This is a genomic window from Promicromonospora iranensis (genome assembly GCF_028994805.1).
Classification (GTDB): Bacteria; Actinomycetota; Actinomycetes; order Actinomycetales; family Cellulomonadaceae; genus Promicromonospora; species Promicromonospora iranensis.
In genome coordinates, this window is sequence record NZ_JAJQQP010000004.1 from 404805 (window position 1) to 417069 (window position 12265).

General features: G+C 73.0%; 14 protein-coding genes. 7 read left to right on the forward strand and 7 right to left on the reverse strand.

Annotation, left to right across the window (positions count from 1 at the left end; genetic code table 11):
- Positions 1-9 precede the first annotated feature (9 nt).
- Entirely contained in the window at positions 10-744 is a 735-nt protein-coding gene (locus LUM46_RS08935; RefSeq protein WP_274993447.1) for an SDR family oxidoreductase, read from the forward strand.
- Positions 745-768: 24 nt separating this feature from the next.
- On the opposite strand, the gene LUM46_RS08940 is transcribed toward LUM46_RS08935, so the two are convergent.
- Complete coding sequence (locus tag LUM46_RS08940; RefSeq protein ID WP_274993448.1) at positions 769-1521, reverse strand: SDR family oxidoreductase; 753 nt, start codon at positions 1519-1521, stop codon at positions 769-771.
- A 100-nt stretch (positions 1522-1621) separates the two neighbouring features.
- Between LUM46_RS08940 and LUM46_RS08945 the strand changes: the two genes are divergently transcribed.
- A complete protein-coding gene (locus LUM46_RS08945; protein ID WP_274993449.1) occupies positions 1622-2449 on the forward strand; it encodes a helix-turn-helix transcriptional regulator in 828 nt (275 codons plus the stop codon).
- Between the two features lie 103 nt (positions 2450-2552).
- Positions 2553-3878 carry a Na+/H+ antiporter NhaA gene (gene nhaA / locus LUM46_RS08950; protein WP_274993451.1) on the forward strand — a complete coding sequence of 442 codons (1326 nt, stop codon included), beginning with the start codon at positions 2553-2555 and terminating at the stop codon, positions 3876-3878.
- 189 nt (positions 3879-4067) lie between these two features.
- On the opposite strand, the gene LUM46_RS08955 is transcribed toward nhaA, so the two are convergent.
- On the reverse strand, positions 4068-6134 hold the full coding sequence (locus tag LUM46_RS08955) for a BTAD domain-containing putative transcriptional regulator (RefSeq protein WP_274993453.1): 2067 nt from the start codon (positions 6132-6134) through the stop codon (positions 4068-4070).
- 33 nt (positions 6135-6167) lie between these two features.
- Between LUM46_RS08955 and LUM46_RS08960 the strand changes: the two genes are divergently transcribed.
- Complete coding sequence (locus LUM46_RS08960; protein ID WP_274993454.1) at positions 6168-7043, forward strand: alpha/beta fold hydrolase; 876 nt, start codon at positions 6168-6170, stop codon at positions 7041-7043.
- A gap of 3 nt (positions 7044-7046) precedes the next feature.
- Here the strand turns inward: LUM46_RS08960 and LUM46_RS08965 are convergent, their stop codons facing one another.
- Together LUM46_RS08965 and LUM46_RS08970 are read right to left on the reverse strand one after the other, a co-directional pair.
- Positions 7047-7637: a DsbA family protein gene (locus tag LUM46_RS08965; protein WP_274993455.1), complete on the reverse strand. Its 591-nt coding sequence runs from the start codon at positions 7635-7637 to the stop codon at positions 7047-7049.
- Between the two features lie 51 nt (positions 7638-7688).
- A complete protein-coding gene (locus LUM46_RS08970) occupies positions 7689-8258 on the reverse strand; it encodes a TetR/AcrR family transcriptional regulator (RefSeq protein ID WP_274993456.1) in 570 nt (189 codons plus the stop codon).
- Positions 8259-8383: 125 nt separating this feature from the next.
- On the opposite strand from LUM46_RS08970, the gene LUM46_RS08975 reads away from it, so the two are divergent.
- The 3 genes from LUM46_RS08975 to LUM46_RS08985 all read left to right on the forward strand — a co-directional run bounded on the left by LUM46_RS08975 (position 8384) and on the right by LUM46_RS08985 (position 10944).
- Entirely contained in the window at positions 8384-9226 is an 843-nt protein-coding gene (locus tag LUM46_RS08975) for an alpha/beta fold hydrolase (RefSeq protein WP_274993457.1), read from the forward strand.
- Positions 9227-9418: 192 nt separating this feature from the next.
- The gene (locus tag LUM46_RS08980) at positions 9419-9988 is read left to right on the forward strand and encodes a cysteine hydrolase family protein (RefSeq protein WP_274993458.1); all 570 of its coding nucleotides are present in this window, start codon (positions 9419-9421) and stop codon (positions 9986-9988) included.
- Positions 9985-10944 carry a GlxA family transcriptional regulator gene (locus LUM46_RS08985; RefSeq protein ID WP_274993459.1) on the forward strand — a complete coding sequence of 320 codons (960 nt, stop codon included), beginning with the start codon at positions 9985-9987 and terminating at the stop codon, positions 10942-10944. Before LUM46_RS08980 ends, LUM46_RS08985 begins: the two co-directional genes overlap by 4 nt.
- 5 nt (positions 10945-10949) lie before the next feature.
- Here the strand turns inward: LUM46_RS08985 and LUM46_RS08990 are convergent, their stop codons facing one another.
- The 3 genes from LUM46_RS08990 to LUM46_RS09000 all read right to left on the reverse strand — a co-directional run bounded on the left by LUM46_RS08990 (position 10950) and on the right by LUM46_RS09000 (position 12189).
- Positions 10950-11204, reverse strand: coding sequence for a hypothetical protein (locus LUM46_RS08990; protein WP_274993460.1), 255 nt, complete (start codon positions 11202-11204; stop codon positions 10950-10952).
- A complete protein-coding gene (locus LUM46_RS08995; protein WP_274993461.1) occupies positions 11201-11686 on the reverse strand; it encodes a DUF2269 family protein in 486 nt (161 codons plus the stop codon). The genes LUM46_RS08990 and LUM46_RS08995 overlap by 4 nt, the downstream gene beginning before the upstream one ends.
- Before the next feature lie 116 nt (positions 11687-11802).
- Entirely contained in the window at positions 11803-12189 is a 387-nt protein-coding gene (locus LUM46_RS09000; RefSeq protein WP_274993462.1) for a DUF1304 domain-containing protein, read from the reverse strand.
- Positions 12190-12265 lie beyond the last annotated feature (76 nt).

The window sequence follows — 12265 nt, forward strand, 5'->3', positions numbered from 1 at the left end:
GAGAACCTCATGAGCAGCACATCACGGGTCGCTGTCGTCACCGGCGGGTCGCGCGGCATCGGCCGGGCGGTGACCCGCCGGCTGGCGGCTGCCGGCTACGACGTCGCGGTGGTCCACGCCGTGAACCAGGCCGAGGCCGCCGCGGCGGTCAAGGAGATCGAGGTCGTCGGTCGCGTCGGCCGGGCGTACCAGGCCGACGTCGCCGACGCGTCGGTGATCGAGCAGGTCTTCGGGTCGATCGAGGAGCAGTTCGGCGGCACCGACGTCGTGGTGAACTCCGCGGGCATCATGCCGCTGGCCCCGGTGGCCGCGCTCGACCTCGCCGTCCTGGACCGGTTGCTGCGGACCAATGTCCGGGGGGCCTTCGTCGTCGCGCAGCAGGCTGCCCGGCGGGTGCGCGACGGCGGCGCCGTCGTGCTGTTCTCGAGCACCGCCACCCGCCTCCACCTGCCGGCCTACGGCGCCTACGCCGCCACCAAGGGCGCGGTCGAGGCGCTCGTCCCGGTCCTGGCCAAGGAGCTTGCCGGCCGGAACATCACCGTCAACGCCGTGGCTCCGGGACCCACCGCGACCGATCTGTTCCTCGACGGCAAGTCCCAGGAGGCGATCGACCAGATCGCCCGTGCCAACCCGATGGGGCGGCTCGGCACGCCCGAGGAGATCGCCGAGGTCGTGAGGACGCTCGCCGACCGCGCGCGGTGGATCAACGGGCAGACGGTCTTCGTCAACGGCGGCTTCGCCTGACCCGCCCGCGGCCCGCGCAGCTGCTCAGCGCTGGGCCGCGGGTCGCACGATGACCTCGTTGACGTCGACGTCGGCCGGCTGGCCCACGGCGAACGAGATGGCCCGCGCTATCGCGTCCGCCGGGATGGCGTTGCGGCGGTAGGTCCGCATCGCGTCCTGCGCGTCGGGGTCGGAGATGTGCTCGGCGAGCTCGCTCTCGACCACGCCGGGCGTGACCGTCGTGGTCCGGATGCTCGGGTCCGACTCGAGCCGGAGGCCCTCGGTGATCGCCCAGGCCGCGAACTTCGTGGCGGAGTAGACGGCCGACGTCGGGACGACCTCGTGCGCCCCGACCGACGCGACGGTCACGACGTGCCCGCCGCCCTGCCGCTGGAAGTGCGGCAGCACCGCGGCGATGCCGTGCAGCAGGCCCCGGACGTTGACGTCGATCATCTGGTTCCACTCGTCCACGAGCAGCGCGTCGAGCCGGGACAGCGGCATGATGCCGGCGTTGTTCACGATGACGTCGATCCGCCCGTGCTCCTCGGCGACGCGGTCCACGACGGCGCGCACGTCGGCGGCGTCGGTCACGTCGAGCCGGTGGACGCTCGCCCGGCCGCCGTCGGCCCGGATGCGGGCGGCGAGGGCCTCCAGGCGGTCCGTCCGCCGGGCGCCGAGGGCCACGTGGTGCCCCTCGGCCGCGAGCCGGAGCGCGGTGGCCTCGCCGATGCCGCTGCTCGCGCCGGTGACGAGGACGATCTTGGCGGTGCTGTTCGGGGTGTTCGCCTCTGTGCTCATGGATCCAGGCTGCGACGTCGCGTCGGGCCCAGGAAGGACGCCGTCCTCCTGGGTGCAGCACACCCTGGTTACGCGCGGCAGCCTGAGTACGGTCGATGGCATGACCGCATCACCGCTCGGCGACTACCTGCGCAACAGACGTGCGCAGCTGACCCCGGAGGCGCTCGGCCTGCCCGTCTACGGGAGGCGTCGCGTCGTCGGCCTGCGGCGGGAGGAGGTGGCCATGCTGACCGGCGTCAGCGTGGACTACTACGTCCGGCTCGAACAGGGCCGTGAGGTGAGCCCGTCACCGCAGGTCCTGGACTCGCTCGGCGAGGTGCTGCGGCTGGACGACGACGGCCGCCAGCACCTCTACCGCCTGGCCGGGCTCAGCCCTCGTCCGGCGGTCCCGGCGGCGGTCGAGGAGGTGGACAGCTCGCTGCTCGAGCTCATGCTCTCCTGGCGGGACAGCCCGGCGCTGGTGCTCGGACGGGCCTTCGACGTGCTGGCGAGCAACCAGCTGGGTGAGGCGCTGTTCGGCGGGTTCCCGTTCTCGCAGAACCTGACCCGCGTGACCTTCCTCGACCCGGCGGCGCGCAGCTTCTACCCGGACTGGCACGACGTCGCCCAGAACACCGTGGCCGGGCTGCGCCTGGCCGACGGGCTCACACCGGGCGACCCGGCGATCCGCGGGGTCGTCGACGAGCTCCGGATCAAGAGCCCGGACTTCGGCCGGATGTGGGACCAGCACGACGCCCGCGGCAAGCGGCTGACCAGCAAGCGTTTCCTGCACCCCGAGGTCGGCCACATGGAGCTGCGGGTGCATGTGTTCGACGTGCGCGGTGCGCCGGGGCAGGAACTGGTGGTCTACCACGCCACCCCGGGCTCACCGGCTGCTGAGGCGCTGACCCTGCTCGGGACGATCGCCGCGACGCGAGCCGTCGGCTGACGCCGCCGGGCTCTGTCAAACTTGACCCGTGACAGACCGGATCCCCACCGGCGTTCCGACCCGGCCGGGACCCCGGCCTCGGGTGGACATCCCGTACCCTCGCTTGTCCCCAGGCCTGCGCAGCTACTTCGCCACGGAGGGCGGGGGCGCGACGCTCCTGCTGGCGGCGTCGGCCATCGCGCTCGTCTGGGCGAACGTGGGGGGCCACTCCTACCACGACGTGTGGGAGACCCCGGTCAACCTCACGGTCGGCACCTGGGAGCTGCACCTCTCGCTGCACCACTGGGTGAACGACTTCCTCATGGCGGTGTTCTTCTTCGTGGTCGGCGTCGAGGTCAACCGCGAGCTCACCGTCGGCGAGCTGCGCACCTTCCGCGCCGCGTCCGTGCCGCTCTTCGGGGCGATCGGCGGGTTGGTCGTCCCGATCGGCATCTATCTGCTGATCAACCCGTCCGGGCCGGACGCGTCCGGCTGGGGCCTGCCGATGTCCACGGACACGGCCTTCGTCATCGGTGTGCTCGCGCTGGCGGGTCCCCGGTGCCCGGACCAGCTGCGCGTCTTCCTGCTGACGCTGGCGATCTTCGACGACATCGGCGCCATCGCACTGCTCGGCATCTTCTACTCCGACGCGCTCTCCCCGGGCGCGCTGGCGCTCGCGGCCCTGCTGACGGTGGTGCTGTTCGCGATGCGCTGGATCGGCGTCTGGCAGATTCCCCCGTACCTGCTGGTGGGCCTGATCCTGTGGGTCGCGGTGCTCGAGTCCGGGCTGCACCCGACGCTCGCCGGCGTCGTCGTGGGCCTCGCGGTCCCGACCGCCCGTCGCGGGCAGGACGACGAGGCACGCCGACATCTCGGGTGGTACGCGCGTGCCCTCATGGAGGAGCTCGACCCCGCCCGCTCACGACTCGCCGTCAGCGCCGCGCGGTCGGCGGTCCCCACGAGCGACCGCATCCTCGACGCGCTGCACCCGGTGAGCTCGTACTTCGTCGTGCCGGTGTTCGGGCTGGCCAACGCGGGCGTCGTGCTGTCCGGGGAGTCCATCAGCGCCGCCATGACCAGCCCGGTCACGATCGGTGTGCTGGTGGGCCTCGTGCTCGGCAAGGGGATCGGCGTCTTCGCCGGTGCGGCGCTCGCGCTCGTGACCGGCATGGGCAGGCTGCCGGGCCAGGTGCGCTACGGGCACCTCGCCGGCGGCGCGTTCCTGTGCGGCATCGGCTTCACCATCGCGCTGTTCGTCAGCGAGCTCGCCTTCGACGACGAGGCCCTGATCAACGAGGCCAAGGTGGGCATCATCGTCGGATCGATCCTGTCCGGGGTCATCGGCGTGCTGGTGCTCCGGTACTTCGGCAACCGCCTGCCGCTGTGCTCGCCGCACGAGGCCTCGGGTCCGCCGCCGCTGCCCGAGGGGGCGTGGCGCCCGCCGGCGTGACGCCCGCCGGCGTGACGCCTGCGGCGGGGCGCCTGCCGGCGGGCGCCTGCCGGCGGGGCGTAGTGAGTTCGGTCCTTTGCACAGGCGGCTGATCGAGATCGGTCCGTTGCTCTGAGATCGGTCGGTTGATTGACCGATGTCAGAGCAAGGGACCGAAGTCAGTGAGTTCGGTCCTTTGCCGCACCCGACTCACTCGCCGACGCCGTCGGTGAGGAACTCCGTCAGGGCAGCCAGGTGATCCCCGACCGGCCCGGCGGTCAGGACGCCGCTGCCCGCCGACACCTCGTCGCCTGCCGGGGTGAGCGCCGTCCGGGCGCGCTCGGCGACCCGGCGGTCGCCGACCGCGATCGCCGCGCGCCCCGCCAGGATCCACAGCGCCTCGGCGAGCAGGCCGGGCGGCGGGTCAGGGATGCGGCGGACGGCGGCTGCCGCATCGGCGTCGGCTCCGCGGGCCAGGAGCAGGTGTGGCAGCGCCCACGGTGCGTAGGGTCCCCAGCGGGCACTGTCCGGGTCGCCGCCAGCCGGGCAGTGACCGCCGTCAGCTGCGCCGCCGCCATCCGCATCCCCGCCGACCGCATCCCCGCCGACCGCGCCGCCGCCCGGACCTGTGCCCGCTGAACCGCCGTCGGCCGGCAGGCCGTGCCACACCCGCAGCGCGAGCACCGCCAGCGGGAGCAGGCCCTCGGAGAGGCCGGGCATGCCGGACCCGCCGAGCAGCGTCGCGGCGTCGCGGTACGCCTGCTCCGCGACCTCGGCGGGGGCGCCCGACGCCGCGAGCCGCACCGCCGCGAACCACCGCGTGAACACCTCGACCAAGGGCCGCTCGTACCTTCCGCCCAGCGCGGCGGCGGCGTCCGCGTGCTGCTGCGCCGTGTCCCACCGACCGAGGGCCGACTGTGCCTGCATCCGCACCAGGTGCCCCAGGATCTCGAAGGTGCTCAGCCCGTGCCGGGCCGCCAGGGTCACCAGCTCGGCGCCGATCCTGTCCCGCTCGGGAGTCAGGCCCGTGTGGCCGAAGGCCGTCAGGTACCGGCCGGCCAGGGCGAACGCCAGGACCGCGGGATCGCCCGCCTGGCGAGCGAGGTCCTCGGCCCGGCGGGCAGCCTCGGGCCCCCGCGGCCCGGGCAGGCCGCGGGACTCGATGGCGACGGTCGCCAGCAGCCTGGAGCGGACGGCGTCGGGCGCCTCCTCGGGGAGCGCGGCCAGCGTGCGCTCCGCTGCGGCAACCACCTCGGCGGCCAGGTCCGCGTCGTCGGACCGGGTCCACGCTCCGGGGACGTTGAACGCGCCGATCACCCGGGCGGTGAGCTCCGGGTCGCTGAGCTGTTCCGCGGCGCGGACGGCGGCCACCCGCTGGGACCGGGCCGCGGCCAGGCCTTCGCCGCCGGTCAGCGCCAGGGTGCGCAGGAGCGTCGCGGTGGACTCCAGCCGGCCACGGGCGCCGGCCGCCACCACGCGTTCGTAGGCGGAGGTGGTGTCCCGCCAGACATCGTCGGGGGAGGCCGCGTCGGCACCGACCTCGTGCCGCAGCACCTGACCCTCCAGCTCCGCGAGCCGCGGACCCGGGTCGACGCCGAGCTCGCCGGCCAGCATCGCCCGCGCCCGCCGGAGCACGGCCAGCGCGTCCCCCTGCCGCGCGGACCGGTACAGGGCGAGCGCGAGCAGGCGCCACCCCTCCTCGCGCCACGGGTGCTCGGCCACGTGTGCGTCCAGAGCCGGTACGACGTCGGCCGCGTCTCCGAGCGAGATCCGTACCTCGGCGCGGCGTTCGGTGGCGACCAGCCGCAGCTCGGTCAGCCGGGCCCGTCCGGTGACCGCCCACGGCTGGTCCAGCCCTGCGTAGGGCGTGCCGCGCCACGCGTCGAGCGCCTGGTCGAGCGTGGCGCGGGCGGCGGCGGGTGCGAGGTCGCGTGCGCCGGACACCGCCGCCTCGAACGCCCAGGCGTCGACGTCGACGCCGCGCAGCGCGTACCCCGGGCCGTCGGTCACGAGCAGCCGGGCGGGGGTGCGCGCCGTCCGCCCGGGCTCGAGGCCGCGACGCAGCGCCGCCACGAACGTGCGCACGGCGGCCAGCGCGCCCTGCGGCGGCTCGTCCCAGAGGTCCTCGACCAGCCGGTCGGCGGTCACGACCCGCCCGCCCGCGGCGACCAGGCGCGCGAGGACCGCGCGCTGGCGCGGGCCGCCGAGGGCAGCCTCCGCGCCGTCGACCCATGCCGTCACGGGGCCGAGCACCCCGACCCGTACGTGCTCACTCATCGCTTGCTCATTCACGTCCTGGAGATTCGGGGCATGACACAGTCAATCCCTGAGTTCGAGTACCAGCGCGTCGCCGTGGGCGACGTCGTCCTCAACGTAGCGGTCGGTGGCTCCGGCAGCCCGGTCGTGCTGCTGCACGGTTTTCCGCAGACGCACCTCATGTGGCGCCACGTCGCCGCGGGTCTCGCGGACGACCACACGGTGATCGTCCCGGACCTGCGCGGTTACGGTGCGAGCGACAAGCCCGCCGAGCAGGGCACCGACACCTACTCGAAGCGGACCATGGCCCAGGACGTGGTGGCGCTCGCCGGCGCGCTGGGCCACGAGAGGTTCGCCCTGGCCGGCCACGACCGGGGTGCGCTCGTCGCGCTCCGCGCCGGCCTGGACCACCCCGACCGGGTCACCCATCTGGCCATCCTCGACGTGCTGCCCACCCTCGACATGTGGGGCGTGCTGCACGGCGCCGACGCGGCCGTCGCGTTCCACCTGTACCTCATGGCGCAGCCGCCCGGGCTGCCCGAGCGGATGATCGAGGCCTCCGCCGACGACTTCTTCGGGTTCTTCCTCGACGCCTGGGGCGCCGGACCCGACGCGATCCCCGCCGAGATCCGGGCTGAGTACCTGCGCGCCTCGCGGGAGGCGGTGCCGTCGATCGTGGCGGACTACCGCGCGTCGGCGGGGGTCGACGTCGAGCACGATGCCGCTGACAAGGCTGCCGGACGGCGCCTGACGATGCCGCTCACGGTGCTCCAGCAGGACTGGGGCGCGGCGCTCGGCTACGACGCCGCGGGCCTCTGGTCGGCCTGGGCGGACGACCTGGAGCACCGCACCCTGGACGCCGGGCACTTCATGGCCGAGCAGTCACCGCACGAGGTGGTGGGCCACCTGCGGGCACTCCTGGCGCGGTAGCGGCTAGCGGCCGAAGCGGGCACGCTTGCGCGACATCGCCATCGTGTCCCGCAGGTCGGTCACCGTCACGTCGCCCATGTAGGGCTTGCCGTTGACGAACAGCGTGGGCGTACCGTGCACCCCGGCGTCGATGCCCGCCTGGTAGTCCTTGCGGACGGCCGTGGCGAACCGCTGCGCCGGGTCGCCCACCAGCGCGGCGGTGTCCAACCCGAGCTGCTCGCCGTACCGCACGATGGACGCGTCGTCGAGCCTGTCCTGGTTCTTGAAGAGCAGCCCTGCCATCGGCCAGAAGACTCCCTGGTGGCCGGCGGCCTCGGCGGCGAGAGCCGCCGTCAGGGCGTACGGGTGCGGCTCGAACAGAGGGAAGTGCCGCCACACCAGGCGGACCTGGCCGTCCGAGCCGTTGACGAGCTCGTGGAGCACGGGCTTGGCCGCGCCGCAGTACGGGCACTCGAAGTCGCCGAACTCCGTGATCGTGAAGGGCGCCTCCGGGTTGCCGTACGCCCAGCGGAACGCGAAGTCACCCTCGTGCGGGCCGCTCTGCAGGGCGAGCGGCGCGGCGTCCAGGGTGCCGTCGGACTCTTCGTTCGTCATGGTCTCATTCTCCCACCAGCCGGCAGATGGAGCCGGCGTCAGGCACCGGAATCACCGGCGCACACCGGTCGCGACGTCGAGCAGGGTCTCCGCGGCCGCCCGCGCCTGGCGTGCGGCGTCCGGGGTGCCCGCGATGGCGGCGGTGGTCTGCGCGCCCTCCGCGAGGATCGCGAGCTGGGGTGCCAGCTCGGCGGGCGCGCCGGCGTCGGCCACGAGGTGGGCCACGTACTCCTGGAAGCTGCGCTTCTGCTCGCGGACGGCGTCCGAGACCGCCGTCGAGGTGGCTCCCAGCTCTCCGTGGGTGTTGATGAACGCGCACCCGCGGAACGTCGGCTCCCGGAACCAGGCGTCGAGGAAGTCGAAGATCGCGAGGATGCGCTCGCGGGCGGTCGTCGCGGGCTCCGACGCCGACGCGAGCCCGGAGTCCCACATGCCGGTGCGGTGGTGGAGCACGGCGACGATCAGGTCGTCCTTCGAGGCGAAGAGCGAGTAGATCCGTTTGAGCGACACGCCCGCCGCCGTCCGCACGGCGTCCATGCCCACGGCCTGGACGCCGTGCGCGTAGAACAGCTCGTCCGCGGCCTGGATCACGGCCTCCCGGGCGGTCTTCTCGTCGATCATGCGATCTCATCTCGTCTTCACCCCGTGCACGGCTTGCGCGGAGAACGTTCGTTCTCTACTGTAACGGATATCGGCAGAGAACGACCGTTCTCCGTCGGCCCCGAGAACAGCACTGGGAGCAGATCATGGGTTTCATCACCGTCGGCACCGAGAACAGCACCACCACGGAGCTCTACTACGAGGACCACGGCACGGGTCAGCCGGTCGTGCTCATCCACGGCTACCCGCTGGACGGCAACAGCTGGGAGCGCCAGTCCCGCGAGCTCATCGCCGCCGGGTACCGCGTCATCACGTACGACCGCCGCGGGTTCGGGCAGTCGAGCAAGGTGGGCGCCGGCTACGACTACGACACCTTCGCCGCCGACCTGAACACGCTGCTGAACACGCTGGACCTGCGCGACGTCATCCTGGTCGGCTTCTCGATGGGGACCGGTGAGCTGGCCCGCTACGTGAAGAACCACGGTCACGAGCGCGTCGCCAAGCTGGCCTTCCTCGCGTCGCTGGAGCCGTTCCTCCTCGCGACCGACGACAACCCGACCGGTGTGCCGCAGTCCGTCTTCGACGGGATCCGCGAGACGGCCCACGCCGACCGCTTCGCCTGGTTCACGGGCTTCTACCAGGACTTCTACAACCTGGACGAGAACCTCGGCAGCCGGATCAGCCAGGAGGCCGTCACGGCCAGCTGGAACACCGCGACGCGCAGCGCCCCGGTCGCGGCCTACGCCGTCGTCTCCGCCTGGATCGAGGACTTCCGCGCCGACGTCGAGGCCGTCCGCGCCGCCGGCAAGCCGTCCCTGATCCTGCACGGGACCCAGGACAACATCCTCCCGATCGACGCCACCGCCCGCCCGTTCCACAAGGCTTTCCCCGAGGCGGAGTACGTCGAGATCGAGGGTGCGCCGCACGGTCTGCTCTGGACCCACGCGGACGAGGTCAACGAGGCGCTCCTGGCGTTCGTCAAGGCCTGACGTCTGGCGGCGGAGGTGCCGCCGCGAGTAGTCGGTAAAAGGTCAGGTCATCGGTAACTCGGGTTACCGATGACCTGACCTTTTACCGATCACCTGGGGCCGTGGCGGCCGCCGGCGGTGGTGGCCTGATCCGTCCGGTGTGCGACTCGATCCGGCCTCCCGGTCGGGTGCCGACGCGGACAGACTGGAGGCATGAACAGAGCCCTGATCGTCATCGATGTCCAGGAGTCCTTCCGCGTGCGTCCGGAGTGGGCGAACACGCTCAACCCGACGGTCGCGGAACCGGTGAACCGGCTCGTCGGCCTGGCCCGCGCGGCCGGAGACCTCGTCGTCTGGGTGCTGCACACCGAGCCCGGGACGGGCAACGCGTTCGACCCGGAGTCCGGCGAGGTCCGGTTCTTCGCGGAGCTGAGCGAGCCGCGGCCCGGGGAGCCCGTGCTGCGCAAGACCTCGCACAACGCCTTCACCACGACCAACCTGCAGCAGATCCTCACCGCGCACGGCGTGGGGGAGCTGCGCGTCTGTGGCATCCGGGCCGAGCAGTGCGTGGAGACCACCACACGGGTCGGTTCCGACCTCGGCTACGCCATGACGTTCGTCAGCGACGCCACCAGCACCGACCCGCTCGGCCGGTTCAGCGCCGCCGACATCCTGGAGCGCACCGAGGCCGTGCTCCGTGACCGGTTCGCGCGCATCGCCACCGTCGCGGAGCTCGAGACGGAGGCGGGCGCCGGGGCGGGCGTGACAGCATCGGCAGGGTGACCACACTCGTCTTCGTGCTGCTGCCCGGGGTCCACCTGCTTGATCTGGCGGGCCCAGCGCAGGCCTTCTTCACGGCGCGAGACTTCGGCCACCCCTACGACCTGCGGTACGTGTCGGGCGTCGAGCCGGGCGAGCCCGAGGCGAACCGCGGACCCGGGCCCGACACCGGCGTGGTCGCCTCCGCGCAGGGCCTCCCGCTCGTCGCGGGGACCGACTGGCCGGACCTGGGGCCCGACGACCTCGTCGTCGTGCCCGGCTGGCGCATCGGCGGCGTCCGCACCGCCTGGCCCCACCTGAGCGCGTCGCTGCGCACGCGGCTCGCGGACCATCACGCCGCGGGCGGCACGGTCGCCAGCGTGTGCGCGGGTGCCGACGCCCTGGGCCAGGCAGGCCTGCTGGACGGCCGGCGCTGCACCACCCACCACGCGGTCCAGGACGAGCTCGCCGCCCGCTATCCCCGGGCGCACGTGGTGCGCGACGTCCTCTTCACCACCGACGGCGGTGTGGTCACCTCGGCGGGCATCGCCAGCGGCATCGACCTCTCGCTCCACCTGCTCGCCATGCGGCACGGCCCGGCGCTCGCCGCCCGGGTGGCCCGGGAGATGGTGGTGTACGCCCGCCGCAACGGCACGGAGCCGCAGGCCAGTGCCATGCTGCGACACCGGTCGCACGTCGACGACACGGTGCACCGCGTGCAGAACCACATCGACACGCACTTCGACCGTGCCCTGCCGCTCACCGACCTCGCCGCGCACGCCGGCGTCGCGGAACGCACGCTCACACGGCTGTTCACCCGGGCCGCCGGGGTGACGCCGCTGCGCTACCAGCAGCTGCTGCGGCTGGAGCGGGCGGAGCACCTCATCGGTCACGGCGCGACCGTCGAGTCGGCGGCCCACGCCGTCGGCTTCCAGGGCGCGCGCATGCTGCGGCGGCTCCGGAGCTCACGGGCCGGGTGATCGGCTCAGCTGGGTGCGCGGGCCGCGCGCTCCGCGAGCAGGCCGCCGATCGCGGGGACCAGGGCGAGCAGCCATACCCGGTGCCGCCCCCGGGCGAGCGCCACGGCGGTCACGATCACGGCGAGGTAGACCATGCCGTGCAGCGGCCCGACGGCGCCGGACACCGCCTCGTTGTGCACCGTGGCGAGGTTGCCGAACAGGACCAGGACGCTGGCGAGCTCCGCCGTGCCGAGCAGCCGCAGCGCGAGGTTGCCGGTCACAGTCCGGCTCCCGTCGTCGAACCGGGGCGGTAGATCATCAGCACCACCACCACCGCCCAGAGCAGGTTGAAGATTCCGGCGTGCATCGCCAGGCGGCGGGCGGCGCCCTGCTCGACAGAGTCCGCGGCGACGGCGGGCGGGAGCGCGTCGAGGGCGGCGACGACGCGTCGCTGACCCGGCAGCACCAGGACGATCAGCACGGCGGCGGCCGCGGCGGTGAGCACCATCGAGGTGATGAGCCACGCGTCGGACAGGACGCCGAGGCTGGCTCCGGTCGCGTACCCGAGCACCGGGACGGCGACGCCGACGACCGCGTACACCCGCGTGACGCGGTGCAGCAGCCGGACGGCGGCGGTGTTCGTCTGGTCGGGTGCCGCCAGCGCCTGCCGTGCGGCCCGCGGGAACATGCTGGCGGTGATCGCCACCGGTCCGACGGTGAGGATGGCGGCCAGGACGTGGAGGGAGAGGAGCAGCGCGGTCATGCCGCGGTGCCCGAGATCGTTCGCATGCGGTCATCGTCCGTGGGCGCCACCGGGCGCCGACAGTGGCCCTGCTGCCAACAACCTCCGGGATCTGGCCAGCGCCCGGACGGGGCAGGTCAGACGGTCAGGCCGACGATCACCGCGGCGACACCCAGCAGCGGGACGAGGCCCTGCTTCAGCGCCGCACCGCGCTTGGTCCGGTCCGAGATCACCAGCACGGCCGCCGCCGCGACCATCGAGCCGGCACCGGCGAGCACGAGCGCCGCACCCACCGCCGTCGACCCGGTGGCCGTGAAGACGATGCCGACACCGGTGACGATCGCCAGGAACAGGTTGTAGAAGCCCTGGTTCAGGGCCAGGGGCCGCATCGCCTCGGCCTGCTCGGCCGTCATCCCGAATACTGCCAGCGTCTTCCGGTCGGTCCAGGCGAAGGACTCCAGGTAGAAGATGTAGACGTGGACGAGGGCTGCGATCCCCGCGAGCGCGAGACCGACGATCAGCATGGTGGCTCCTTCGCTGCGGGTGAGTCACCGGCAGTATGTCAGGGCGCAGCCGCACGGATCGCCCGTTCGGGAATAG